This is a genomic window from Micromonospora sp. DT62 (assembly GCF_049847285.1).
Lineage (GTDB): Bacteria > Actinomycetota > Actinomycetes > Mycobacteriales > Micromonosporaceae > Micromonospora > Micromonospora reichwaldensis.
This window is the reverse complement of the sequence record NZ_JBNCOB010000002.1, coordinates 323,300-347,411: the sequence shown is the minus strand read 5'-3', so window position 1 is coordinate 347,411 and position 24,112 is coordinate 323,300. Positions and strand designations below refer to the sequence as shown.

22 protein-coding genes are annotated in these 24,112 nt (G+C 75.4%); 16 read left to right on the top strand and 6 right to left on the bottom strand.

Features of this window, described 5'->3' with window-relative positions; all coding sequences use genetic code 11:
* The first annotated feature begins 116 nt into the window (after window positions 1-116).
* Complete coding sequence (locus ACPXCB_RS05095; RefSeq protein WP_425872622.1) at window positions 117-623, top strand: hypothetical protein; 507 nt, start codon at window positions 117-119, stop codon at window positions 621-623.
* Window positions 624-729: 106 nt separating this feature from the next.
* Here ACPXCB_RS05095 and ACPXCB_RS05090 read toward each other — a convergent pair whose 3' ends face one another.
* Window positions 730-930, bottom strand: coding sequence for a DUF397 domain-containing protein (locus tag ACPXCB_RS05090; protein ID WP_225852412.1), 201 nt, complete (start codon window positions 928-930; stop codon window positions 730-732).
* A complete protein-coding gene (locus ACPXCB_RS05085) occupies window positions 921-1,718 on the bottom strand; it encodes a helix-turn-helix domain-containing protein (protein ID WP_151456608.1) in 798 nt (265 codons plus the stop codon). Before ACPXCB_RS05085 ends, ACPXCB_RS05090 begins: the two co-directional genes overlap by 10 nt.
* A 546-nt stretch (window positions 1,719-2,264) precedes the next feature.
* Here ACPXCB_RS05085 and ACPXCB_RS05080 point away from each other — a divergent pair.
* From ACPXCB_RS05080 to ACPXCB_RS05045, 8 genes are all read left to right on the top strand, one after another.
* A complete protein-coding gene (locus ACPXCB_RS05080; RefSeq protein ID WP_425872620.1) occupies window positions 2,265-2,612 on the top strand; it encodes a hypothetical protein in 348 nt (115 codons plus the stop codon).
* Window positions 2,613-2,708: 96 nt separating this feature from the next.
* Window positions 2,709-3,539: a DUF4097 family beta strand repeat-containing protein gene (locus ACPXCB_RS05075; protein WP_425872618.1), complete on the top strand. Its 831-nt coding sequence runs from the start codon at window positions 2,709-2,711 to the stop codon at window positions 3,537-3,539.
* Window positions 3,536-4,210 (top strand): PadR family transcriptional regulator, encoded by a 675-nt coding sequence (locus ACPXCB_RS05070; protein ID WP_425872616.1) that lies wholly within the window; start codon window positions 3,536-3,538, stop codon window positions 4,208-4,210. The genes ACPXCB_RS05075 and ACPXCB_RS05070 overlap by 4 nt, the downstream gene beginning before the upstream one ends.
* A gap of 75 nt (window positions 4,211-4,285) precedes the next feature.
* Complete coding sequence (locus ACPXCB_RS05065) at window positions 4,286-4,987, top strand: response regulator transcription factor (RefSeq protein WP_151457730.1); 702 nt, start codon at window positions 4,286-4,288, stop codon at window positions 4,985-4,987.
* Window positions 4,984-6,543: a HAMP domain-containing sensor histidine kinase gene (locus ACPXCB_RS05060; RefSeq protein WP_311413062.1), complete on the top strand. Its 1,560-nt coding sequence runs from the start codon at window positions 4,984-4,986 to the stop codon at window positions 6,541-6,543. The genes ACPXCB_RS05065 and ACPXCB_RS05060 overlap by 4 nt, the downstream gene beginning before the upstream one ends.
* 62 nt (window positions 6,544-6,605) lie before the next feature.
* Entirely contained in the window at window positions 6,606-8,411 is a 1,806-nt protein-coding gene (locus tag ACPXCB_RS05055; RefSeq protein ID WP_425872614.1) for a trypsin-like peptidase domain-containing protein, read from the top strand.
* Window positions 8,412-8,586: 175 nt separating this feature from the next.
* Entirely contained in the window at window positions 8,587-9,258 is a 672-nt protein-coding gene (locus ACPXCB_RS05050) for a BON domain-containing protein (protein WP_311413064.1), read from the top strand.
* A 186-nt stretch (window positions 9,259-9,444) separates the two neighbouring features.
* Window positions 9,445-10,506: a glycosyltransferase family 4 protein gene (locus ACPXCB_RS05045; protein WP_425872894.1), complete on the top strand. Its 1,062-nt coding sequence runs from the start codon at window positions 9,445-9,447 to the stop codon at window positions 10,504-10,506.
* Between the two features lie 10 nt (window positions 10,507-10,516).
* Here the strand turns inward: ACPXCB_RS05045 and ACPXCB_RS05040 are convergent, their stop codons facing one another.
* Entirely contained in the window at window positions 10,517-12,046 is a 1,530-nt protein-coding gene (locus tag ACPXCB_RS05040; RefSeq protein WP_425872611.1) for a serine/threonine-protein kinase, read from the bottom strand.
* Window positions 12,047-12,236: 190 nt separating this feature from the next.
* Between ACPXCB_RS05040 and ACPXCB_RS05035 the strand changes: the two genes are divergently transcribed.
* From ACPXCB_RS05035 to ACPXCB_RS05015, 5 genes are all read left to right on the top strand, one after another.
* A complete protein-coding gene (locus ACPXCB_RS05035; RefSeq protein ID WP_132231132.1) occupies window positions 12,237-13,070 on the top strand; it encodes a patatin-like phospholipase family protein in 834 nt (277 codons plus the stop codon).
* A complete protein-coding gene (locus ACPXCB_RS05030; protein ID WP_425872609.1) occupies window positions 13,070-14,086 on the top strand; it encodes a 1-acyl-sn-glycerol-3-phosphate acyltransferase in 1,017 nt (338 codons plus the stop codon). Before ACPXCB_RS05035 ends, ACPXCB_RS05030 begins: the two co-directional genes overlap by 1 nt.
* Window positions 14,087-14,095: 9 nt before the next feature.
* Window positions 14,096-14,416: a divalent-cation tolerance protein CutA gene (gene cutA, locus ACPXCB_RS05025; protein WP_151455675.1), complete on the top strand. Its 321-nt coding sequence runs from the start codon at window positions 14,096-14,098 to the stop codon at window positions 14,414-14,416.
* A 47-nt stretch (window positions 14,417-14,463) separates the two neighbouring features.
* Complete coding sequence (locus ACPXCB_RS05020) at window positions 14,464-18,174, top strand: SCO7613 C-terminal domain-containing membrane protein (RefSeq protein ID WP_425872607.1); 3,711 nt, start codon at window positions 14,464-14,466, stop codon at window positions 18,172-18,174.
* A 147-nt stretch (window positions 18,175-18,321) separates the two neighbouring features.
* Complete coding sequence (locus ACPXCB_RS05015) at window positions 18,322-19,371, top strand: fatty acid desaturase family protein (protein WP_425872605.1); 1,050 nt, start codon at window positions 18,322-18,324, stop codon at window positions 19,369-19,371.
* A gap of 58 nt (window positions 19,372-19,429) precedes the next feature.
* Here the strand turns inward: ACPXCB_RS05015 and ACPXCB_RS05010 are convergent, their stop codons facing one another.
* The gene (locus ACPXCB_RS05010) at window positions 19,430-20,203 is read right to left on the bottom strand and encodes a hypothetical protein (protein WP_425872603.1); all 774 of its coding nucleotides are present in this window, start codon (window positions 20,201-20,203) and stop codon (window positions 19,430-19,432) included.
* A gap of 201 nt (window positions 20,204-20,404) precedes the next feature.
* Between ACPXCB_RS05010 and ACPXCB_RS05005 the strand changes: the two genes are divergently transcribed.
* Both ACPXCB_RS05005 and ACPXCB_RS05000 read left to right on the top strand, forming a co-directional pair.
* A complete protein-coding gene (locus ACPXCB_RS05005; RefSeq protein WP_121399652.1) occupies window positions 20,405-20,698 on the top strand; it encodes a 4a-hydroxytetrahydrobiopterin dehydratase in 294 nt (97 codons plus the stop codon).
* Entirely contained in the window at window positions 20,695-21,846 is a 1,152-nt protein-coding gene (locus ACPXCB_RS05000) for an FHA domain-containing protein (protein ID WP_425872601.1), read from the top strand. The genes ACPXCB_RS05005 and ACPXCB_RS05000 overlap by 4 nt, the downstream gene beginning before the upstream one ends.
* Window positions 21,847-21,911: 65 nt before the next feature.
* On the opposite strand, the gene rocD is transcribed toward ACPXCB_RS05000, so the two are convergent.
* Window positions 21,912-23,126, bottom strand: coding sequence for an ornithine--oxo-acid transaminase (rocD, locus tag ACPXCB_RS04995; protein WP_425872599.1), 1,215 nt, complete (start codon window positions 23,124-23,126; stop codon window positions 21,912-21,914).
* Entirely contained in the window at window positions 23,123-23,938 is an 816-nt protein-coding gene (ddaH, locus tag ACPXCB_RS04990; protein ID WP_425872892.1) for a dimethylargininase, read from the bottom strand. Before ddaH ends, rocD begins: the two co-directional genes overlap by 4 nt.
* Window positions 23,939-24,112 lie beyond the last annotated feature (174 nt).

Sequence of the window (24,112 nt, the reverse complement as noted above, 5' to 3'; positions counted from 1 at the left end):
GCCTCAGGGCTGTCGGCGGCGGTGACGCACGGTGACGTGTGGGCTACCTCTCCTGTCCCGGAGGGCTCGCCAGCCCGCGCACCGGCGTTCTTCCGGTGCTGTGCCACTGTGGGGCCGTGCCCAGTCCTCACCTGCCGGCCGGCCCGACCCGCGAGGCGGCCCGGCGCCGGCTCCGCTCGCTCGCCGGCTGGGAGCTGCTGAACGTCCCTCTGCAGGCGTGGGTGTGGTTCCAGCTGGTGGGCCTGCCGCCGACGGTGGCGAACCTTGCCGGCTTCGGGGCGTTCGCGGCCCTGCTCGTGGTGGGCGCGGCCTACTGGGCGCTCAAGCTCCGGCAGTTGCGCCGTGGGGAGCCGCGCCTGCCCGGCCGGCGCCACTTCGTCACCGCCCGCGCCGCCCTGCCGATCCTCCTGGCCGCCGTGATCATCGCCTGCGCCGTGGCCGCCGTGCGGACGCCCGGCGCGCAGTCGTACCCGGGGCTGGCCTTCGGGCTCTTCGCCGCGCTCGAATACGTCAACTACTTCCACGTGCAGCTCATGCACGACAACCGGGCCGACCTGCGGCGCCTCGCCACGGTGGGGCTCCGGCGCTCGCATCTCGCCCGGGACCTGCGCGCCACCCGCTGAACCGTGCGCCGCGACGGTGGCTCTCATGCGCAGCAGCGGACCGGGGCGCCGGGTCTCACCCGCAGGAGCGGATCAGGACGCGCCTAGCCTCACGGGGAGGGGCGGATCAGCCGACCGGGCCGATCCGCCTGGCCAGGCCGACGAACGACTGCCACGCCCGGGAGTCGAAGTGGAGGGTGCCGCCCTCGCGGTCCTTGGTGTCGCGTACCAGCACGACGCCCGGCAGGTTGTCGGCGACCTCGACGCAGGAACCGCCGTTGCCGCCGGATCTCGTCGACTTACGCCACCGCGGGGTCATCACGTCCATGACTTCGCCACCTCCTTGATCAGCACGGTCGACTGCCGGCGGGGGAGGGCCTCGTTCCGCACGATCTCCCACGTCCTGGCCAGCCTAGCAATGTCGGTGGATGCGTCGACGATCTGCGCGCTGAGCTGGTTGTCCGCATGGGCCACGCGGGTGCCGTCCGGCAGCTCGGCGATGATGAACTGGCCGGCCAGTCCGAGATACATGCCGGCGTCGGCCGGGACGACGTGGAGCTGCACGTGTTCCTGCGTCGCGAGGGCCACCAGGTGATCGAGCTGCTCGGCCATGAGCCCCGGTTGGTCGAGCACCGGCCGGCGCAGCACGGCCTCGTCGACGACGGCGATGAGCTGGGGTGGCCGCTCCCGGCCGAGGATCGCCTGACGCTCCAGCCTGGACGCGACGATCCGCTCGACCTCGTCGGCCGTGAAACGGCCCCCCGCCAGCGTGGCGCGGGCGTAGCGTTCGGTCTGGAGCAGGCCCGGCACGTACGCCAGCTCGAACCAGCGCAACGTCGCCGCCTCCCGCTCGAACTCGATCCACTCCCGCAGCCAGGCCGGCGTGGCGTCCAGCCGGGCCAGCTCACGGAGCATCCGGCCGAACCGCTCGCCCGTGTCGTGCTGGTCGTCGATCGCCTTCATGTACTCCCGGGTCGGCGGGCGACCGCCCGTCTCGACGGAGCTGACGTGCGACCCGGAGTAGCCGATCGTCCTGCCGAAGTCGTCCTGGCTCAGGCCGAGCTGAGCGCGGAACGTGCGTAGCTCACCCAGCACGTAGTTGGTGGCGGTGCCCATCGATTCCCCACATTCTGCTCGATCCCGTCGGCGTGTCTCCCGTGCCCGCTCGACCGGCTCGTTGACCTGCGCGGATGCGGCGAGCATGTGTCGACGGTAGTGGTGTCCTCACCAGACTGTCACCACGCGGACCCGTTCGCCGTCGTCGAGGACGTGGGCGGGTCCTGCCGGGGCCGCCCCGCTTTCCCGTGGCGGGGCGGCCCACCTCGACAGCGGGGTGGGGGAGAAAGTGGGTCACCGTGGAGGCTGGCACCGGAGTCGGTGCGGACGGCACTGCGCCTGCCCGAACTGCGCGGAGCGGCGGGAGATCCGGAGCCGGCGGCCGAAGCCGGCACCGGGGGTGTGGGGCGCGCGGCCGAAGCCCGCTCCGGCACCGCACCCGCCGCCCCGCCCGGGCAGGCCGGCTCCGTACATCCCCGGCCCCATCGGGCCCTTCGCGCCGCCTCCGGTCGGGCCGAGGGCGAACGACGCGACCGAGATCCTGTGGTACGGCGCGGCCGATCTCGCCGCCGCCGGGCGGGCGCGCCGGATGAACGGGGGGCGCTGGTGAGGCCCGCGCTCTCCACCCGGCTCCCGCAGCCCGGCCCCGGACCGAGTCCCGAGCGGCCCCGCCACCGGATCGAGGGCCGGCCGCCGCACACGCCGCTGCGACCGCACTGGGGTTGTCGCTCGTGCGGCCAGCCGTGGCCCTGCGCTACCGCGCGACTGTTGCTCAAGGCCGAGCACGAGGGCGCGCAGCAGAGCCTCACGATCTACCTGGCCGGCCTGATGTACGAGGCGATGCGCGACCTCTACCACCTCGACCCCCGCGGCGGCCCCAGCCCTCGGGCCATGTTCGACCGCTTCGTGGCTTGGGGCCCGTACCGCCGGCCGCTCGTGGAACCGGTGCCGTGAGGCCGTCACGCCGGCGCTTGTCATATCGCGATGTATCGCGTTAGTGTCCTGCCATCCGACGTGCCGGCGACGCGGCACGCCGTGGAGGGAGGACCGATGACCGACTGGACCGTGCACGCCCCGCAGCGGATCACCCTGGACGGGCCCGTCGGCCGACTCGACGTCCACCTGCTCAGCGGTCGCCTCAACGTGGTGGCCACCGACGGGCCGCCCCGGGTCGACATCACCCGGGTCGGACGCCGGCCGGTCCTGGTGGAGCACCGCGACGGCCGGCTCTCCGTACGCCAGCAGCGACGCTGGCGGCTCGCGGACCACGTCTTCTGGCTGGGCCCGCTGTCCCGGCTGCCCCGGGTCGACGTCTCCGTCGCGGTCCCGGCCGACGTGCTGGCCGACCTGGAACTGGTGGAGGGTTCGCTGGTCGCGTCGGGACTGCGCGGCGAGACCCGGATGGAGGTGACCTCCGGCCGGATCGCCCTGATGGGCCTTCACGGCCGGACGTCGGCGAAGACCATGGCGGGCCCGGTCGAGGCGCTGGGGGTGGCCGGCGACCTGGACCTGGAGACCGTCGCGGGAGAGGTGACCCTCGCTGACAGCGCGGCCGGGCGGGTCCGCGCGCACACCGTCTCCGGGGCCATCACCTGCGACCTGGACAACCCCCGGCGCAGCGACATCCGGCTCAGCACGGTCTCCGGCAGCATCACCGTCCGGGTCCGCGCGGACAGCGACCTGGCCGTCCGGCTGCACACCACGTCGGGTCGGATCACCAGCGGCTTCCCCGAGGTGCGGGGCAGCGCCGTCCCCGGATCCGTGGTGGACAGCGAGGGCGTGCTCGGCGCGGGCGAGGGTAGGCTCTCCGCGTCCGCCACGTCGGGCAGCATCGCGCTGCTCGCCCGCCCGGTGGACGACGACGAGGAGGAGCTGCCGTGACCGCCGTGTTCAGTCACGGGCGGCTCCGGCTCTACCTGCTCAAGCTCCTCGACGACGGCCCGAAGCACGGCTACGAGCTGATCCGCCTGCTGGAGGAGCGCTTCCTCGGCCTCTACGCGCCCAGCGCCGGCACCATCTATCCCCGGTTGCAGCGGCTGGAGGCCGACGGGCTGGTCACCCACACCGCCGCCGGTGGCCGCAAGGTCTACGAGATCACCGAGGCGGGCCAGGCCGAGCTGCGGCAGCGGGCCGGCGAGCTGACCGCCCTGGAGTCGGACATCGCCGCCTCGGTGGAGGACCTGTCCGCCCTGGCCGGAGAGATCCAGAACGAGGTACGCGGCTCCGTCCGCGACCTGAAGCGGGAGCTGCGCGAGGCGGCCCGGCAGACCCGTCGTCCCCGCTGGGCGCCCCCCGGCTCCGGCCCGACCCCCGCCCCCGGCCCGTCGCCCGTACCTCCCGCCGGCCCGTCGCCCGCGTTCGGTGCGTCGTCGGAACCTGGGCCGGCGTCCGCGTCCACCGCCACGCTGGCCGAGTTCGACCAGCGGCTGGCGACCTTCGCCGTCGAGGTGGGCGCCCTGGTCCGGGCCCGCCGGCTCAGCGACTCGCAGCTGCGTACGGCCATCCGGCTGCTCGACGGCGCGCTGGACGGGCTGCGCCGGCTGCTGCGCTGAGCCCGACGCCGCCTCACAGCTACTTTCCAGCGAGTGCCCAGCGCGGACGCAGCGAGAGCGCGGATGATGGGCGGCATGGCCGCTACCCAGACCGAGGCGCGACTGCTCGTCGTCGAGGACGATCCCAACATCCTCGAACTGCTCTCCGCGAGTCTGCGCTTCGCGGGCTTCGACGTGGCCACCGCGACGAGCGGCAGCGCCGCTCTCAACGCCGCCAAGGACCACCGGCCCGACCTGGTGGTGCTCGACGTGATGCTGCCCGACCTGGACGGCTTCGAGGTCATCCGGATGCTGCGCGAGGGCGGCACCCGTACGCCGGTGGTCTTCCTCACCGCCCGTGACGCGACCGACGACAAGATCCGGGGGCTGACCCTGGGCGGGGACGACTACGTCACCAAGCCGTTCAGCCTGGAGGAGCTGACCGCCCGGATCCGGGCGGTGCTGCGGCGGACCAGCAGCGGCGAGCAGACGCCCTCCCGGCTCACCTTCGCCGACCTGGAGCTGGACGAGGAGACCCACGAGGTGCACCGGGCCGGCCAACGGGTGCAGCTCTCGCCGACCGAGTTCAAGCTGCTGCGCTACCTGATGCTGAACGCCAACCGGGTGCTGTCCAAGGCGCAGATCCTCGACCACGTGTGGAACTACGACTTCCGGGGCGACGACAACATCGTCGAGTCCTACATCTCGTACCTGCGCCGCAAGGTCGACAACACCCAGCCCCGGCTGATCCACACCCTCCGAGGCGTCGGCTACGTCCTGCGCAAGCCGGCGGCGTGAAACCACTCGACCAGGGCAAGGCGCGGCTGCGCAGCGTCCCGCTGCGGGTCAAGCTGGTCGCCGCGGTGCTGGCCCTGGTCGCCGCCGCGCTCCTGGTGATCAGCTCGCTGACCACCGTCTTCCTCCGCGGCTACCTCATCGAGCAGGTGGACGGGGAACTGCGCGGCACCACCCGCTCGGTCGACGCGGTGCTCAACCTCTACAAGGAGGGCAGGGCGGGCGGCACCGTGCTGCCCAGCGACTTCGTCGTGGCCCTGGCCGAGCCGGGCGGGGTGATGTCGCCCGTGTACGACACCCGCAACTTCCGGTCCGACCAGCTGCCGCGACTCCCCGACACCGTCGCGGGTTTCGCCGAGGAGACCGGCGAGCCGCGCACGGTCACCTCCCAGGACCACAGGTCCCGCTGGCGGATGCTCTACACCCAGCTGCCCGACGGCGAGGTCCTGGCCGTCGGGCAGCACCTCACCGACGTCGACCGCGCCGTCAAGCGACTGGTCTGGATAGACCTGCTGGTCGGCGGCGCGGTGCTGGTCCTGCTTGCCTCCATCGGCGCGGCGATCGTCCGGACCAGCCTGAAGCCGCTGGTGGAGATAGAACGTACGGCCGCCGCCATCGCCGGTGGCGACCTGACCCGGCGGGTGCCCGACCCGGAGCAGGGGCAGCCCGTCCCCACGTCCGAGCTGGGGCGGCTCTCCCGGGCGTTGAACGCCATGCTGAACCAGATCGAGGTCGCCTTCACCGCGCGGGCCGCCTCGGAGCTGGCCGCCCGGTCCGCCGAGGCCGCCGCCCGGGAGGCGGCCGGCTCGGCGCGGGCCTCCGAGGCGCGGGCCCGCCGCTCCGAGGAGCGGATGCGGCAGTTCGTCGCGGACGCCTCGCACGAGCTGCGGACGCCGCTGACCACCATCCGGGGCTTCTCCGAGCTGTACCGGCAGGGCGCGGCGAGCGCGCCGGAGCAGACCGCCGACCTGCTGCGCCGCATCGAGCAGGAGGCGGCCCGGATGGGGCTGCTGGTGGAGGACCTGCTGCTGCTCGCCCGGCTGGACCGGGAGCGACCGCTCGCCCTCGCCCCGGTGGAGCTGCCCGTGCTGGCCAGCGAGGCGGTCGAGGCTGCCCGGGCGGTGGCGCCGGAGCGCCGGATCGAGCTGGAGGTCACCCCCGGCTCCGGTCCGCTGGTGGTCTACGGCGACGACGCCCGGCTGCGCCAGATCATCGGCAACCTGATGACCAACTCGCTCACGCACACCCCGCCGGAGGCCTCGGTGACCCTGCGGCTGCGCGCCGAGCCCGGGAACCTGGCCGTGGTCGAAGTGGCGGACACCGGTCCCGGGCTAACCCCGGAGCAGGCGGAGCGGGTCTTCGAGCGCTTCTACCGGGTGGACGCGGCGCGCACCCGGCGGGCCGGCGGCAACACCGGCACCGGCCTCGGCCTGGCCATCGTCGCGGCGCTGGTGCGCGCCCACCACGGCACCGTCGAGGTGGCCGAGACCCCCGGCGGGGGAGCGACCTTCCGGGTCCGGCTCCCGCTCGTGCCGGACGACGAGGGCGATGGCGAGTGACTTTCAGCCAACATTCAGGTGCGTTCCAGGCGGATCGCAGTGGTGCGCGTCAAGGTGGAGACATGACCGAGCACGAGTCCGACCCGCAGCGCCGGCCGGCACACCCCGACGCCGAGCCGTCGCACCCCACCGCCGAGCTGCCGCGCGCCGAGCGCGCGCAGTCCGACTCCGCCCCCGCCGCTGACTCCGCCCCGACCGTCGGCCTGACCACCGTGCCCGGCGGCGACTCCGCCCCGGTCGCCGGTGACTCCGCCCCGACCGTCAGGTTCGGCACCGCGCCCGGCGGTGACTCCGCCCCGGCCGCCGGTGGCTTCGCCCCACTGGGCGGCGAGACGCCGCGTACCGCCGGGTCGGGCCCGGCCGCCGACGGCCCGCCGGCCGGCGACGGCGGCCCGCGCGCCGCCGAGCCGGCCCGCGCCCCCGAGGGTGTCGGTCCGCTCGACCGGCCCACCCCGCCCGGCCCCTTCGCGCCCGCCCCGGCCGTTCCGCAGCACCCGACCGCCGGCCAGTTCCAGCCGGCGCATCCGCAGGCCGCCGGCCAGCCCGGTCACCCGCACGCGGCGGGCCAGGCCGGTTACCCGCAGGCCGCGGGCCAGTCCGGTTACCCGCAGGCTGCGGGTCAGCCCGGCTACCCCCAGGGCGCCGGGCAGCCAGGTCACCCGCAGTCCGGCTACCCGCAGGCCCCCGGCGCGCCGTGGTACGGCCAGCAGTCCGGCTGGAGCGGCGGGGGACAGCCGGGACAGCCGTACGGTCACCAGCCGCACCCCTCCGGCCAGCCCGTCCCGCCCTGGGCGGCCCCGCAGACGGCGGGCCCCCGGCCCAGCCGGATCGCCAAGTTCGCCGGCGCCGGGGTGGCGGTCTTCGCGCTGATGCTCGGCTCGGGCGTCGCCGGCGGGGCGCTCGCGCTCGCCGTCGACGGCGACTCGGGCATCACCCGCACCTACTCCGCCGCGCCGATCATCAACGGCGCCGACCTGCCCCGGATCGCCGCTGCCGTGCAGCCCAGCGTGGTCTCGATCGGCACGGACAACGGCGAGGGCTCCGGCGTGATCCTCACCGCCGACGGCTTCGTGCTCACCAACAACCACGTGGTCGCCTCCGCCACCGACGGCAAGGCCGTGGTGACCTTCGCCGACGGCAAGACCGCCGAGGCCAAGATCGTCGGCACCGACCCGAAGACCGACCTGGCGGTGGTGAAGGCCAACGGCGTCAGCGGCCTCAAGGCGGCCACCTTCGGCGACAGCGACGCGATGCAGGTCGGCGACCAGGTGCTCGCCCTCGGCAGCCCGCTGGGCCTCCAGGGCTCGGTCACCGCCGGCATCCTCAGCGCCCGGGACCGCACCATCCAGGCGGGCAGCGGGCAGCAGCGGCAGGACCCGGCGCAGGGGGCCAGCTCGATCGCCGGGCTGCTCCAGACCGACGCGCCGATCAACCCCGGCAACTCCGGCGGCGCACTTGTCAACACCAGGGGCGAGGTGATCGGCATCAACACCGCGATCGCCACCGCCGGGCAGGGCAGCAGCGGCAACATCGGCGTCGGCTTCGCCATCCCCAGCAACAAGGCCAAGGACGTGGCCGGCAAGCTCCAGCGGGGCGAGAAGGTCAGCCACCCGTCGCTCGGGGTCAGCGTGACCCCCGCCGAGGGCGGCGGGGCCCTGGTCGCCGCCGTCACGCCGGGCAGCCCCGCCGAGAAGGCCGGCTTGCAGCGCGGCGACGTGGTCACCCGGTTCGGCGACAAGGCGGTCAACGACTCGGACGACCTGGTCGGCGCCGTGCAGGCCGGCAAGGTCGGCGACCGGGTCGAGGTGACCTACAAGCGCAACGGCGCCGAAGCCAGGGCGACCGTGACGCTCGCCGAGACGTCGTAACCGACAACCGAAGACATTCCTCCTCCCTCCGGGCGGCGGGTGGCGGGGCCAAGGGGGTTGGCTCCGTCACCCGTCGCTCCCTCTGACGGCGGTTCACCCGGTGCGGGTGAGCCGCCGTCACCCGTCGCGCCGGAATCGTCGGCAGTCAGGACCGGCGAGGCGTACGGAGGGTGCGATGACCACGGCAGCGGCCGTTCGAACCGACGAGCGGATTCAGCGGGACGTGCTCGACGAACTGGCGTGGGACGCCCAGGCGCAGCCGAACGAGATCGGGGTGACCGTCCACGACGGCGTGGTCGCCCTGACCGGCTGGGTCGACGGGTACGCGCGGAAGTGGGCGGCGCGGCGCTGCGCGCAGCGCGTACGGGGGGTGCGGGCGGTCGCCGACGACGTCGAGGTGCGCCTGCCCGGCGAGCCGGGGCGTACGGACGCCGAGATCGCGATCGCGGCGGGCCGGGCGCTGGAGTGGGACAGCTTCGTCCCCGCCGAGCGGCTGGACGTCACCGTGGCCAACGGCTGGGTGATGCTCCGTGGCGAGGTGGAGTTCGGCTGGCAGCGGCGCACCGCCGAGCGGGAGTTGCGCCGGCTGCGGGGCGTACGCGGGGTGACCAACCTGGTCGAGGTGCGGCCCGTCGCCCGTACCGACAGCGAGCGGCTCCGGCGCGACCTCCAGCGGGCGCTGGGGCGCGGCATCGGCACGGAGCGGGTGACCGTCGAGGTGGACGGGGACACGGTCGTGCTCACCGGGGTGGTGCGCTCCTGGTGGGAACGGGACGAGGCGGAGCGGGTGGCCTGGTCCGGCGAGGGGGTACGGGCGGTGCGGGAGCAGCTCCTCGTGGGCGGCTGACCGCCCGGATCGTCCCGTTTAGTGGCGCCGCCGCCGGGAACCCGTCGTCGATCCCGCCCGCCCAGCGGGCACCGGTCGCGGCGGGGCCGGTCCGGTGATGCCACAGCAGTGACCGAGGGGGAGGAATCCGTGGCCGTGAACCATCCGTCGCCCGACCGATCGGCAACGCGGCCGTTGCGGATCGCGATGGTGGTGCCGCCGTGGCTGTCGGTGCCGCCGCCCGGCTACGGCGGGCTGGAACAGGTGGTGACCGGCCTGGTGGAGACGCTGGTCGACCGGGGCCACGCGGTCACCGTGTTCGGGGCGGGCCGGGAGCACGGGACCGCGGCGGCGTTCGTCTCGACGGTGCCCGAACTCCAGTTCGACCGGCTCGGCGAGGCGCTGCCCGAGCTGGCCCACCTGGCCCGGGTCAACCACCGGGTCCACGCCGGCGACTTCGACATCGTCCACGACCACACCACCATCGGCCCGCTGATCGCCGGCCACCGGGCCGTGCCCACCGTGGCCACCGTGCACGGCAACCCCGTGGGCGAGTACGGCGACGTGCTCAGCGAGACCGACCGGGGGGTCGGGCTGGTGGCCATCTCGCATGCCCAGCGCCGGCTCAACCCGCCGCTGCACTGGGTCGGCACGGTGCACAACGCGATGGACGTCCGGGGCGTCCCGCACAAGACCACCCCCGGGCGGGGGCCGGTGCTCTGGCTGGCCCGGTTCAGCCCCGACAAGGGCCCGGACGTCGCCATCCGGGCCTGCCGGGCGGCCGGCCTGCCGCTGGTGCTGGCCGGCAAGTGCAACGAGCCGGCCGAGCGCCGCTACTACGACCAGGTGGTCCGGCCCCTGCTCGGCGAGGACGTCCGGGTGGTGCTCGACGCCGACCGGGCCGAGGCGCTGCGGCTGCTGGTCGAGGCCCGCTGCCTGATCATGCCGATCCGGTGGGACGAGCCGTTCGGCATGGTGATGGTGGAGGCGATGGCGACCGGGACGCCGGTGGTGGCGCTGGACCGGGGCGCGGTGCCGGAACTCGTCCGACCGGGAAGGACCGGCCTGATCTGCGAGCACGTGGACGAGCTGCCCAGCGCCCTGCGCGCGGCGACGGGCATCGACCCGGCGGCCTGCGTCGCGCACGTGGCGGAGAACTTCTCCACCGGGCGGATGGCCACCGGCTACGAGGAGGTGTACCGCCGCTTCATCGCGGAGGCGGCTTCGCCCGAGGCCGCCCGGGAGCCGGTCCGGGCCCGGGCCCGCTGACCGCCGGCGGTCAGACCCGCGCCGCCCCGAGCGCGGTGATCGCGCTGTCCAGCCGGCGGGCGTACGCGTCGGTGAGGGCGCCCTCGCCGCGCCGGACCGCGACCTTCTCGCGGAGCCGGGCGATCCGCTCGCCCAGGTCGCCCGAGCGGGCGCGGGCCGCGTCGGTCAGGTTACGCAGCTCGTTGCGGAAGTCGAGGCCGACGTCGGGTCGGATCCCCCCGTCGTCGAGACCGGCGCCGATCAGCCCGTCGACCCGGTTGGCCGCCTCGATGAGGTCGCCGCGTTCCGGGGCCGTCGGGGTCGGCCGGGGCGCGACCGGCGGGGCGGACGTCGGGGTCGAGGAGGCCGCCGGGGGTGGTGCGGCGTCGGCCGTGGGCGTGGGGGAGGGCGGTGGATCGGCCGGGCCGGTGGTGGGCAGCGACCGGGGCGGGCTCGGCTCCTCCTGCCGGATCGCGGGCACGGCCAGGGCCACCCCCACGAGCAGTACGACCGGCACGATCAGCACCGGGCGCGGCAGGCGGCGCCGACGGCGCTCCCGGGCGTGGCGGGCGCCGTGCGGCTCGGACCCGCCGCCCGGTCCTTCCGTGCCTGGCACCGTCCCGTCCGCCGGCTCCGTCCCGCCCCCCGGGGCCGGGGTGGCCGGCGGGGCGGGCAGGGTCGGGAGGGTGACCGTCGGCGCGAGCATGGTGGCGGCCTGCGGATCGGCGGGGAGCAGTTGGTCGCGCAGGAGGGTGGCGACCTGGCGGGCGGTGGGCCGCGCCAGCGGGTCCCGCTCCAGGCAGCGCAGGCAGGTGCGGGCGACCTCCGGCGGCAGTCCCGGCAGGTCGGCCAGCGAGGGCGGGCCCTCCCCGGCGAGCGCCTCGCTGAGCTGCTCCCAGGTGTCCGCCGGGTACGGCACCCGACCGGTCAGCGCCTCGTAGAGCAGCACGCCGAGGGAGTACACGTCGGTGGCCGGCTGGGCGGGTGCCCCGTCGAGCCGTTCCGGCGCCACGTACGCGGGCGTGCCGAAGGTGCCCCCGTCCTCGTCGTCGTCCGGCGCGCCGATCCGGGTGGCGATGCCGAAGTCGAGCACCTTGACCCCCGCCCGGGTCATCATCACGTTGGCCGGGGTGATGTCCCGGTGCACGATGCCGAGCCGGTGCGCGGCGGCGAGCGCGTCCGCCACCTGGGCGGCGACCTCGATCGCCTCGGCCCACGGCAGCGGCCCCTCGGTGAGGCGCACCTCCAGCTCCTCGCCGGCCAGCAGCTCCATCACCACGAACGAGGTGATCGACCCGTCGGGCGCGACGGTCTCGCCGTAGTCGTGCACCGAGGTGACGTGCGGGTGGACGAGCTGGGCGGCGGCGCGGGCCTCCTCGCGCACCATGTCGCGGAAGCGGGCGTCGGCGGCGAGCGACGGGGCGAGCACCTTCAGCGCCACGATCCGGTCGAGCACCTCGTCGCGCGCCCGCCAGATCACCGACATGCCGCCGGCGCCGATCTGGTCGACGAGCCGGTACCGGCGGGCCAGCAACCGGCCGGGGTGCAGTGCTGGCTTCACGGAACGCACCTGCCTCGCTGTGGGAGCGCTATCAGGTTGCGCGAATGTGTCGGGCCTGTCAACGGTCGGCTACCTTCCGGGATCGGACCGTGTCGGCCGGACCCGGGTCGGGCCGGCGCCGGGTTACCGCCCGGCCGCCCCCCGGCCGGCACCGGGTGGCCACTTTTCCGCCCGTGCCAGGATGGAACGCATGTCGCAGGGACCGGTGGCTTTCGTGCTCGGGGGCGGGGGAGTCCTCGGCGCGGTCGAGGTGGGCATGCTGCGGGCGCTGTTCCGGGCCGGCATCCGGCCCGACGTGGTGCTCGGCACCTCGATCGGGGCGGTCAACGGCGCGCTGGTCGCCGCCGAACCGTCCGAGGCGGTCACCGACCGGCTGGTCCGGCTCTGGGCTTCCCCCGAGGCGAGTGAGGTGTACGGCGACTCGGTGGCCCGCCAACTGCGCCGGTTCGCCGCCCGTACCCACCTGCACTCGCCCCGCCCGCTGCGCAAGCTGCTCGAGGCCGAGCTGGGTGCGGAGACCACCTTCGCCGATCTCAAGGTGCCCTTCCGCTGCTGCGCGGCCAACATCGAGCGGGCCGCCGAGCACTGGTTCGACAGCGGGCCGCTGGTGCCGGCCGTGCTCGCGTCCGCCTCGGTGCCGGGGCTCCTGCCGCCGGCCCGGATCGACGACCAGCACTACATCGACGGCGGGATCGTGAACTCCATCCCGATCGGCGAGGCGGTCGCCGTGGGCGCCACGCGGATCTTCGTACTCCAGGTGGGCCGGATCGAGCGGGCGCTGACGCCGCCCCGGCGTCCCTGGGAGATCGCCCAGGTCGCGTTCGAGATCGCCCGGCGGCACCGGTTCGCCCGGGAGATGGCGGCCCTGCCCGACGGGGTGGAGGTGCACGTGCTGCCCACCGGCGGGCTGGAGCCGCGCGACGACACGCCGTGGGCGTACCGGGACATGGCGGCGGTGGGGCGGCGGATCAGCCGCGCCTACACGGCCTCCCGGCGCTACCTGGCGACGCAGTTGGAGCACTGATGCCCCTACCGCCGCGGTGGGTACGCCGGCTCCTCCTGGCCCCCGGCGTGGTGCTGCTGGCCTTCCTGGTCGTGACGACCCTGCCGGTCTGGGCGCTGCTCGCGGCGGCCGCCTCGCCGCTGGTCCCAGGCCGGCTGCGGCCGCTGCGCCTGCTCTGGCTCGGCTGCGTCTACCTGGTCTGGGACGCGGCGGCGCTGCTCGCGCTCTTCGTGCTCTGGGTCTCCTCCGGCTTCGGCTGGCGGGTCCGCTCGCCCGGCTTCCAGCGGGCGCACTACGTGCTCGCCGGCTGGTTCCTGCGGGCGCTCTTCTGGCACGCCCGCTGGGCGCTGCACCTGAGCATCGACGTGGTGGGCACCGACCCGGACACGGCCCTGCCCGGCCGGCCCGAGCTGGTGCTCTGCCGACACGCCGGGCCGGGCGACTCGTTCATCCTGATCCACGCCCTGGTCAACTGGTTCAAGCGGGAGCCGCGGATCGTGCTGAAGGACAGCCTCCAGTGGGACCCGGCGGTCGACGTGCTGCTCAACCGGCTGCCGAACCGCTTCCTCGCGCCGGGGCCGGACCGCCGGGGGTCGGTGACCGAGCAGATCGGGCACCTGGCCCACGGCCTGGACGACGACGACGCGTTCGTGATCTTTCCGGAGGGCGGCAACTTCACCCCCGGCCGCCGGCTGCGGGCCATCGAGAAGCTGCGCGGCCTCGGCCTCGAACGGATGGCGCGGCGCGCGGAGCGGATGCGGCACGTGCTCGCCCCGCAGCCGGGCGGGCTGCTCGCAGCGCTGGACGCCGCGCCCGACGCCGGGGTGATCTTCGTGGCGCACACCGGCCTGGACCGGATGCTGAGCGTCGGCGACGTGTGGCGGGAACTGCCGATGGACAAGCGGATCATCATGCGCTTCTGGTCGGTGCCGCCGGAGGAGGTGCCGACCGGCCGCCAGGAGCGGATCGACTGGCTTTTCGACTGGTGGGCGCGGATCGACGAGTGGATCGCGGCCAATCGGGACGGTGCCGCGTAGGGTGCGCTGGTGGACCAGATCTGCGTGGTGACGACGGTGGTGGACGCCCGCTCGGTCGCGGACGTGATGGCGGCGGCGGCCGTCGCCGGTCGGCTCGCGGCCTGCGCCCAGGTGGGCGGCCAGGTGGACAGCACCTACTGGTGGCGTTCCGGGGTGGACACCAGCACCGAGTGGTCGGTGCAGTTCAAGACCGCGCCGGACCGGGCCGCCGCGCTGGTGGAGCAGATCCGGGCCAGCCACCCGTACGAGGTGCCGGAGATCCTGGTCACCCGGGTGGAGAGCGGCGACCCCGCCTACGCCACCTGGGTGCACGAGCACACCCGGCCCTGAGTACCCGCACTCTGGTCAGGTGATCCGCCGGCCACCATGATGGCCGGGTGCAGAACACCGGTTATCCCTGCCCCGCCTGCGGCGCGCCGGCCGACCTCGGCTCCGGCTGCTCAGGTTGCGGCCGACCGCCGTACCCGGCCGCCGCCGAGGTGGTCCGGCTCGACCGGGAGATCGTCGCGCTCGGCGGCGAGGTCGAGCGGGCCCGCGCGGCGTACCAGGGACTCGTCGGCCGACTGAACGCGGCCCGGCACCGTCGGGCGGCGCTGGCCGCCGCGGTCCGGGCGGAGTTCCCGGTGTCGCGCCCGGCGGCTCCCGCGGCTCCGGGGCCGGTGCGCCCCGCGTCCGTCGCGACCCCGGCGCCGGCCCGCCCCGCGCCGGGCGTGACCCCGCCGCCGGCCGCGACCCCGGTGCCGGCCTGGCCGGGCCGGGGTCCGGTCGCTCCGGTGCCCGCGCCGGCGGGTGCGGGGGTCGGCGGGGCGGAGACCTCCACCCGTACGGTGCAGGGCCTGCTCTTCGTCCTCGGTGGGCTGCTGCTGGGCACCGCCGCGGTGGTCTTCACGGCGGTCGCCTGGGCGTCGGTGGGGGTCGCCGGCCGGGCCCTGATCCTGTTCGCGTTCACCGCCCTCGCCCTGGCCGCGCCGCTGGTGGCGGTGCGGCGCGGGCTGCGCGGCACCGCGGAGACCTTCGCCGCCGTCGGGCTGCTGCTGGTGCTGCTCGACGGGTACGCCGCCTGGTCGGTGGACCTGGTCGGGGTGGCGGACTGGCCCGCCACCCGGTACGCCGCGCTGGTCGGGGGGGCCGGCGCGGCGGTCGCTGCCGGGTACGCCCGGCTCAGCGGACTGACCGTGCCGTGGTTCGCGGCCCTGGTGACCGCGCAGCCGGTGCTGCCCCTGCTCGTCGTCGACGCCCGGCCGGACGCCGCCGGCTGGGCGATGACCTTCCTGGGGGTGGCGCTGCTCGACCTGGCGGTGCTGGTCGCGCTGCGCCGCCGGGGCGCCCCGGCGGCCGGTGCCGCCGTCGGGACGCCGCCGGCCGGTGCCGGGGCCGTCGGGACGCCGGCGGCAGTGGGCCCGACCGTTGGCGGCCCGGTCGCCGGCGCCGTGGCCCCGGCCGCTGTGGCGCCCGCGCCGTCCGGCGAACGTCCGGCGGTCCTCGCCGGGCGCGTCCTCGCCTGGGTGGGGCACGCGGGTGCGCTGTTCGTGGCCGCGTGCTGCGCGCTCGCACCGCTGGCCCTCGGCCGGGCCGCCGGTGTTCCGCTGCTGGCCGGTGCGCCGCTACTGCTGGTGGCGCTGACCCTGCTCGGCACCGCGCTGCTCACCGGCGGGACGGTGTTCCGCGCCGTGGCCGCCGCGCTGCTGGTGCCGGTGCTGGCCGGCGCGGTGATCCGCCCGATCGTCGAGCTGGACCTGTCGCTGCTGCTCACGGCGCTGGTCGTGGTGGCGGTGGCCGGCGCGGTACGGCTGCTGCCCGCCGGGTGGCGGACCGGTCCCCGGGCCGGCGCGCTGCTGGTGGCCGGCGGGATGGCGCAGTTCGTCGTGCTGCTGGCCGTCGCGCTCGCCGGCGCCACCGCCGGCCGGTCGCTGCCGCCGTGGCAGGGGGCCGCGGCCGGGCCCGACGCCGACGGGGGGTGGCAGCTTCCGGTGGCGATCGCGCTGACCGTGGCCGCCTTCGGGCTGTTGCTGCCGAGGGCCGCCCGGCCGGCGCTGGCCGCGATCGGCGCGGCGGCCGTCGTGCTGGCGGTGCCGGCCGGCTGGCCGTCGCCCTGGCCCGCGGTGGTGGCGCTGGACCTGGTGGCGGCGGTGGGCCTGCTGGCCGTCGCGGTGGGGCGTCCGGGCGTCCGGTCCTGGACGGTCCTGGCCGCGGGGGTGGCCGGGACCCTTTTGCTCGGGCACGGACTGGTCGTCGGGCTCGCCGCGACGGCGGGTGCGGGTGCGGCGCTCGCGGTGGTGCTGGTCGCCGGGACCGCCGTGGCGGCGGCCGGCCGGCGCGGCACGGCCGTGCAGCGCCGGGTGGCCGGGGCGGCGTCGGCCGTCGTGCCGCTCGCGGTGCCGGCCGGCGCGGTCGTCGCCCTCCTCGCCGCCGGGGCGCCGGCCTGGTGGCAGGCGCGGGCGGCGCTCGCCGCCATCGCGCTGCTGCCCGTCGGGCTGCTCGCGGTCCGCCGGCACTGGCCCGACCTGCGGGCGTACGCCTCCGGCGGGGTCGCCGTGGCGGTCGCGGCGGTCGGGTTGGCGCCGCTGGTCGTACCGGCCGACGAACCGGTGACGCTCTACGCCGCCGTGGCGGTCCTGCTGGCGACGCTGGGCGGTGCGGTGCGCTCCGACGTCGTCCTGCGGGTGGCCGGCATCGGGCTGCTCGTGGTCTCGGCCGCCGCCGCCCTGCCGGTGGCGTTGACGGCGCTCGTCGCCCCGTACGGCGAGGTGTCGCCCTGGTCCGGGGCGCCCACGGTCCGGGCCGACCCGGGGGCGCTCCCGGTGGGCCTGGCGTTGGCCGTGCTGGCGGTGGCCGGGGTGCTGGCCGGCCGGCGGGACCGGGCTGCCGTGCGGACCGGCCCCACCGGCGCGGACGCCGTCCCGTCGGCGGGGGCGGTCGCGTCGGCGGGCGCCGGTTGGTGGCGGGCCGCGCTGGTCGCGGTGCCGTTCGCCGCGGCCGCGCTGCCCGTGCTGCTGGTGGCCGCAGGGGTGCCGTGGCCGGTGCTGCCGGTCGGCACGCTGCTCGGCGGGGTGGCCCTGGTGCTGCTCGCCGCCCTGGCCGCACCGCGTCCGCTGCTCGCCCCGGTCGGGCTGCCGGTGGGTCTGGTGCTGGCGGCGTCCGGGCTGCTCGGGCTGCTGGCCACCCGGACGGGCACGATCGTCGGCCTCGGCGTGCTCGTCGTCGCGGCGGCGGTGGTCGGCGCGGCGGCCCGCCGGGACGACGCCCGGCTGGGCGGCGCCCTGGTCGCGGTGGCCGCCGCGACCAGCCTCGCGGTCGTCGCGCCGCTGGCCGGCGGGCTGCCGGTACGGGCGGCCACGTTCAGCGTGCTCGCCGTCGCGGCACTCACCCTGGCCGCCGCGGCGGTGCTCGGTCAGGTCGCGGCCGGCCCGGCCCGCCGGGGACGGGCCACGGCGGCGGCGTTGGACGCGGCGGCCCAGGCGGTGGCGCTGGTCGCGCTGCTGCTCGCGGTGGGCTCGCTCCGCCACGCCGCGGCGGTCTGCGTGCTGTGGGGCGCCGCCGTCGCGCTGCGGGTGCTGCCCCGGGGCGAGTCGGCGGGCCGGCGGTGGGCCTTCGCGGGCATCGCCGGCGGCAGTGAGCTGCTCGGCGGCTGGCTGCTGCTGGCCGCCGGGGACGTGGCGGTGCTGGAGGCGTACACGGTGCCGGCGGCGGCGCTGGCTCTCGCGGCGGGCGTGGTGGCGCTGCGTACCCGGCCCGGGTTGAACAGTTGGCTGGCGCTGGGTCCGGGGCTCGCGGCCGGGTTGCTGCCGAGCCTGGTGTCCGTGCTGGTGGCTGGGGACCCCCAGCCGTGGCGGCGGCTGCTGCTGGGCGTCGCCGCGCTCGCCGCGGTGCTCGCCGGGGCGACCCGCCGCTGGCAGGCACCGGTGCTGCTGGGCGGGGTGACCCTGGCACTGCTCGCGCTGCACGAGCTGGTCCGTGGCTGGGACCTGCTGCCCCGCTGGATCTTCCTGGCCATCGGCGGGTTCGCGCTGATCGGGCTCGCCACGACCTACGAGCGGCGCCGCCGGGACCTGGCCCGGCTTCGGGCCGCCGTCGGCCGGATGGGCTGACCGGGGCCGGTCACGGGCGCCGGAGGTAGGGTTCGCCCTACCCCCGACCCGGGGGTGGGCAGGGTTACTCAGCGCAACCGTGCGACGGAGACTGGAAGCGGGGACGCGCCAACCGGCGCGCTCCGGGATCGAGGAACGGGAGCCGCGATGGTGCTCGGAGCGGTGGCGGACCCGCCGGTACGGCGGGGCAGTGACTACGCGCAGTTGTCCCGGCGGATCAGCGGGGCGGGCCTGCTGGAGCGACGCCCGGGACGGTACGTGACCCGGATCGTGCTCACGCTGGGCGTCTTCGCGGCGGGCTGGGCGGCCGTCGGCCTCGTCGGCGACTCGTGGGCGCAACTCCTGGTCGCCGTCTTCCTCGCCGTCGCCACCACCCAGGTCGCGTTCCTCGGCCACGACGCCGGACACCGGCAGATGTTCCGGCGGCGCGGGCCGAGCGAGGCCATCGGCCTGCTCACCGGCAACCTGGCGGTCGGGCTGAGCTACGGCTGGTGGGTCGACAAGCACAACCGGCACCACGCCAACCCCAACCACGAGGACGAGGACCCCGACGTCGGGGCCGGCGCGCTGGTCTGGACGTACGAGCAGGCCGCCGCGACGCGCGGGTTCGGCCGCCGGCTGGCCCGCCGGCAGGCGTGGCTGTTCTTCCCGATGCTGCTGCTGGAGGGGCTCGCCCTGCACGTGGCGAGCGTCCAGGCGATCGTGGGGCGGGACTCCGACGGCAAGTTCCGCACCCCGATGCGGCACCGCGGCGTCGAGGCGCTGCTGCTGGTCCTGCACGCCGTGGGCTACCTCGGTGCGCTGCTGCTGGTGATGTCGCCGGTGAAGGCGCTGCTCTTCGTCGCGGTCCACCAGGGGCTGTGGGGCTTCTACATGGGCTGCTCGTTCGCCCCCAACCACAAGGGCATGCCGATGCCCACGGCCGACGACGACCTGGACTTCCTGCGTAAGCAGGTGCTCACCTCCCGCAACGTGCGGGGCAGTCGGCTCGTCGACGTCGCCCTGGGCGGGCTCAACTACCAGATCGAGCACCACCTGTTCCCGAACATGCCCCGGGCCAACCTGCGCCGGGCCCGGCCGATCGTCCGCGCCTTCTGCGCCGAGCAGGGCATCCCGTACGCCGAGACGGGGCTGGTCGAGTCGTACCGTCAGGCGCTCGCGCACCTGCACGAGGTGGGCCGGCCGCTGCGCGGCTGAGACGCGCGAACGGGGGCGGCGCCGGTCGGCGCCGCCCCCGTTCCGTGTGCGGTCGGGCTCAGGAGCCCATGGACTCGATCAGCTCCTGCGGGGCCTCCTGCGTGTCGCCCGCGGCGGGCTTCTTGACCGTGACCGGGGCGCCGAAGTCCGAGTAGTTGGTGATCATGGTGCCCAGCGACTCGTGCAGCACCTGGGTGTCGATGGCGAACTCGACGAGCCGGCCCTGGTCGTCCACCCTGGCGGTGAACGGGACGGCCTTGGCCTTGTCACCGAGGGCCTGGATGGCCTTGTCGTCGGGCTTGGTACGGGTGTAGTCGAGGGTGCCGGAGTAGCTGCCCGGGGCGGTCCTCTCGACGTCCACCACGCTGTCGACCATCTGCTTCGCGCCGCCCGGGTCGCCGTCGGGCATCAGGTTGAGCTGGCCGCTCTTGCCGAGCTTGGTGGCGTCCATGTGCATCCACTTCTTCGGCATCCCCTGCATGCCGGTGACCTTCAGGTAGACGTCGTTGCCGAGCATCAGGATCCGGAAGGTGCCCTCCGCGCCCATCTTCAGCGTCATGTCGCCGGTCTTGGTGGCCGGGTCCATCACGCCGCTGCCGTTGATGACCGGCGACGTGAGCCGCATCTTGACCGTCTGCTGGTTCAGCTTCTGCGCGGCGGCGGCCAGCTCGGCGCGGGCGTCGGCGGGGGCGCTGCTGGCCGGTGCCGCGCCGGTGGTGCCACCGTCGCCGGCCGGAGCGGCCGTGTCCGTCCCCGTACCGCACCCGGTGAGACCGAGGGCGAGCGCGGCGACGAGCGCGACCCCCGTGGTCGCCAGCCGTCGAGTGTTCATCGTGGAAATCTCCTCACGCAGGGTGGGCCGGGGGCGACGCTGGTCGCGGGCCCCCGGCCGGGCCGCCGGTCAGCCTAACCCCGCCGGTCCACAGCCGCTCATCTATGCCGTGGCGGTCCCCGGGCCGCCGCGCTGCCGGGGTGGGCCACACCTCCCGCCGCTGGTCGGCGTCGCCGCGACCGGTCCCGGTAGGGTCTCCCCATGGCAGACGTGCTCACCGCCGAGGCGGTGCGAGACGAGCTGGGTGGGCTGGCGGGCTGGTCGGGAGACCCCGCCGGGATCACCCGCACCGTGGAGCTGGCCAGCTTCCCGGAGGCCATCGCGGTGGTCGACCGGGTCGCCGTGACGGCGGAGGAACTGGACCACCACCCCGACATCGACATCCGCTGGCGGGCCCTGACCTTCCGGTGCGTCACGCACTCGGCGGGCGGGGTCACGCGGCGTGACCTGGAACTGGCTCGGCGGATCGACGAGATCGTGGGGAGCGTCGGATGAGATTCGAGATCAGCAAGGTGCTGGACGCCATCGAGGGCCGGGTCAGCACCGACCCGTCGCTGGCCCGGGCCGTCATCGACCTGGCCGAGGTGATCCGCTACCAGGACCTCGACGGCGGTCGGCCGGCGAGCCTGCTCCGCCTCGGCATGGTGATCGACGCCCTCGCCCGCGAGCTGGAGGAGGACAGCGTCCCGGTCTACGCGGTGGTCCACCGGGCCCTGCTCTCCGACGCCGACCTCACCTCCAACGAGCGCATGGTGGTCCGCCGGTGGGCCGACGACGGGCTGGTCGAGGTGCTCGACAACCCCGGCGACCGGATGCTGGAGGTGGCGGACCTGCTCGGCCTGCCCGTGCTCACCCGGGTGCGGGCCGACGGCCTGCGCGGGCGCTACCCGTGGCTGGTCGAGCAGGCCGGCCGGGTGCTCGCCCCGGTGCCCGGCGCCGGCGGGCCGGCCTTCGTCGCCCACGTCGGCGGCGGGCACACGCCCGTCGCCGGTGACCGGTCACCGGCCGGCGCGAAGCTGCTCGCCCGGCGCTGGCGTTGCGCGGAGCCCGGCTGCGCGCTCTTCGGCGGTGGTGGGGGCGGCGGGGCCTTCGCCGACCTGTCCCGGGTGGTGGAGCGCAGCCCGGCCGGCCAGCCGCCGCCCACGCTGCGCGGTGGCGTGCCGACCTGCCCCCGGCACGGCACCCGGCTCGGCGACGCCGGTCCGCGACCGCGTAGCGCCGTCCTGGCCGTGCGGGTGGGCGGGCTGATCCGCCGCCGCTTCGTGCTCACCGAGGACGAGCCGGCGGTGGTCGGCCGCGCCCCCGACCAGGCCGGCGGGATCACGCTCGGGCAGTGGCTCAACGACGAGGCGCGCCGCTGGATCAGCCGTAGCCACGTCCGGTTCGAGCTGCGGGTCGGCGAGGTGATCGTGACCGACGTGAGCACCAACGGCTCGGGCATCCGCCCGGGCGGGTCGATGGCGGAGAGCGACCGGGTCCCGCTGGCGCCGCAGCAGTCCCGGGTGCTGGCCGAGGGCGACATGGTGGAGCTCTACCCCGGGGTGCAGATCGGCCGGCCCGACGAGCTTCCCACCGGTGCCCCCTACACGCCCACGTCGGTCATGGCCGAGGCGCCCACGATGGCGATGCGCCTGCCCCGCTGAGCCGCCGGGAGACGACGGCGGGCGCCGGGACCGTGGTCCCGACGCCCGCCCGTGTCGTACGGGGCTCAGCCGGCCAGCACCGCGGCGAGCTGGGCCACCGCGTGGTCGATCTCCTCCTCGGTGATCACCAGCGGCGGGGCGAGCCGGATGGTGGCGCCGTGGGTGTCCTTGGCGAGCACCCCGCGCTCGGCGAGCCGCTCGCACGCCTCCCGGCCGCTCATCAGCGCCGGGTCGATGTCGAGGCCGGCCCACAGGCCACGGCCCCGCACCGCGACGAGGCCCCTGCCGACCAGCGACCGGAGTCCGGCGTGCAGCCGGGCGCCCAGCTCGGTCGAGCGGCGCTGGAACTCGCCGGTGGCCAGCAGCCGGACGACCTCGGTGGCGACGGCGCAGGCCAGCGGGTTGCCGCCGAACGTGGAGCCGTGCTGGCCCGGCCTGAGCACGCCGAGCACGTCGGCGTTGGCGGCCACCGCGGAGACCGGCACGATGCCGCCGCCGAGCGCCTTGCCCAGCAGGTACATGTCGGGCGTGACGCCCTCGTGGTCGCAGGCGAAGGTGTCCCCGGTCCGGCCGAGGCCGGACTGGATCTCGTCGGCGATGAAGAGCACGTTCTGCTCGGTGCAGACCCGGCGTACGCCCGGCAGGTAGCCCTCCGGCGGCACGACGACGCCCTGCTCGCCCTGGATCGGCTCGATCAGCACCGCGACGGTGTTCTCGTCGATGGCGGCGGCCAGCGCGTCCAGGTCGCCGTAGGGGACGACCGTGAACCCCGGGGTGTACGGCCCGAAGTCGGCCCGCGCGTCCTCGTCGGTGGAGAAGCTGACGATCGTGGTCGTCCGGCCGTGGAAGTTCCCCTCGGCCACCACGATGTTGGCCTGCCCCGGCGCGACGCCCTTGACCTGGTAGCCCCACTTGCGGGCGACCTTGATGCCGGTCTCCACGGCCTCGGCGCCGGTGTTCATCGGCAGCACGAGGTCCTTGCGGCACAGCTCGGCCAGCTCGCGGCAGAAGTCGGCGAACTGGTCGTGGACGAACGCCCGGCTGGTGAGCGTCAGCCGGTCGAGCTGCGCGTGCGCGGCGGCGATCAGCGTCGGGTGGCGGTGGCCGAAGTTCAGCGCCGAGTAGCCGGCCAGGCAGTCGAGGTAGCGGCGGCCGTCCACGTCGGTCAGCCAGGAGCCCTCGGCGGAGGAGATGACCACCGGCAGCGGGTGGTAGTTGTGCGCGGTCCACCGCTCCGCGTCGCGGATCGCCTCCGGCGTCCGCAGCATGTCGTCGATCACTGGCTCGCCTTTCCCTGACGGAGTCGCAACGTGCAGCACTTCGGTCCGCCGCCGGCCTTGCGCAGCTCGGAGAGGTCGACACCGATCGTCTCGTAGCCCCGGTCGCGCAGCTTCGCGGCCAGGCCGGTGGCCTGCTCCGGCAGCACCACGTGCCGGCCGTCGCTGACCGCGTTCAGCCCGAAGACCTCGGCGTCGGCGAGGGTGGCGTGCACCGCGTCGGGGAAGAGCCGGCGCAGCACCGCCCGGCTGCCCGGCGAGAACGCCTCCGGCAGGTACGCCACCGTCCGCTCGTCGAGCACGGTGAGCGCGGTGTCCAGGTGGTAGAAGCGCGGGTCGACCAGCTGCATGGTCACCACGGGGTAGCCGAAGACCTCCTGGAGCTGCGCGTGCGAGGCGTGCGCGGTGCGGAAGCCCGTGCCGGCCAGCAGGAAGTCGCCGGCCAGCAGGATGTCGCCCTCGCCCTCGTTGACGTGCTTCGGGTCGTGCATCTCGAAGCCGGCGGCCTCGAACCAGGCGCGGTAGGCGGGGGCCTCGTCGGCGCGCTGCGGGTCGCGGAACTGCACGGCCATCGCCTTGCCGTCGATCACCGTGCCGCCGTTGGCGGCGAACACCATGTCGGGCAGGGCGGGCACCGGAGCGATCTCCTCGACGGTGTGGCCCAGGTCCCGGTAGATCTGGCGCAGCTGCTCCCACTGCCGGACGGCGAGGTCGGCGTCGACCGGCGCGGTCGGGTCCATCCACGGGTTGATGGCGTAGTCGACGGCGAAGTACGTCGGCCGGCACATCAGGAAGCGCTGGCTGGTGGCGTCCATCGTCATTGTCCTGCTCCCAGAGGTCGGGCGCGCCCGGCCACCTTCGGCCCACGGGCTGGCGCCGTTGCTCAACGTTATGCGGCGCCGATGGTGGAATCCACCGCTGGAAGTTGCGCAGGCCGACGGAACGTTGCGTCTGGGGAGTGCTGGACGATGGTTCGTTGCGTATCGGGC

Coding starts and splice junctions, on each gene's coding strand:
- ACPXCB_RS05090 (WP_225852412.1), bottom strand. CDS start 930: ATGGACGTGATGACCCCGCGGTGGCGTAAGTCGACGAGATCCGGCGGC.
- ACPXCB_RS05085 (WP_151456608.1), bottom strand. CDS start 1,718: ATGGGCACCGCCACCAACTACGTGCTGGGTGAGCTACGCACGTTCCGC.
- ACPXCB_RS05075 (WP_425872618.1), top strand. CDS start 2,709: ATGACCGACTGGACCGTGCACGCCCCGCAGCGGATCACCCTGGACGGG.
- ACPXCB_RS05065 (WP_151457730.1), top strand. CDS start 4,286: ATGGCCGCTACCCAGACCGAGGCGCGACTGCTCGTCGTCGAGGACGAT.
- ACPXCB_RS05055 (WP_425872614.1), top strand. CDS start 6,606: ATGACCGAGCACGAGTCCGACCCGCAGCGCCGGCCGGCACACCCCGAC.
- ACPXCB_RS05050 (WP_311413064.1), top strand. CDS start 8,587: ATGACCACGGCAGCGGCCGTTCGAACCGACGAGCGGATTCAGCGGGAC.
- ACPXCB_RS05045 (WP_425872894.1), top strand. CDS start 9,445: ATGGTGGTGCCGCCGTGGCTGTCGGTGCCGCCGCCCGGCTACGGCGGG.
- ACPXCB_RS05035 (WP_132231132.1), top strand. CDS start 12,237: ATGTCGCAGGGACCGGTGGCTTTCGTGCTCGGGGGCGGGGGAGTCCTC.
- ACPXCB_RS05030 (WP_425872609.1), top strand. CDS start 13,070: ATGCCCCTACCGCCGCGGTGGGTACGCCGGCTCCTCCTGGCCCCCGGC.
- ACPXCB_RS05015 (WP_425872605.1), top strand. CDS start 18,322: ATGGTGCTCGGAGCGGTGGCGGACCCGCCGGTACGGCGGGGCAGTGAC.
- ACPXCB_RS05010 (WP_425872603.1), bottom strand. CDS start 20,203: ATGAACACTCGACGGCTGGCGACCACGGGGGTCGCGCTCGTCGCCGCG.
- ACPXCB_RS05005 (WP_121399652.1), top strand. CDS start 20,405: ATGGCAGACGTGCTCACCGCCGAGGCGGTGCGAGACGAGCTGGGTGGG.
- ACPXCB_RS05000 (WP_425872601.1), top strand. CDS start 20,695: ATGAGATTCGAGATCAGCAAGGTGCTGGACGCCATCGAGGGCCGGGTC.
- ddaH (WP_425872892.1), bottom strand. CDS start 23,938: ATGGACGCCACCAGCCAGCGCTTCCTGATGTGCCGGCCGACGTACTTC.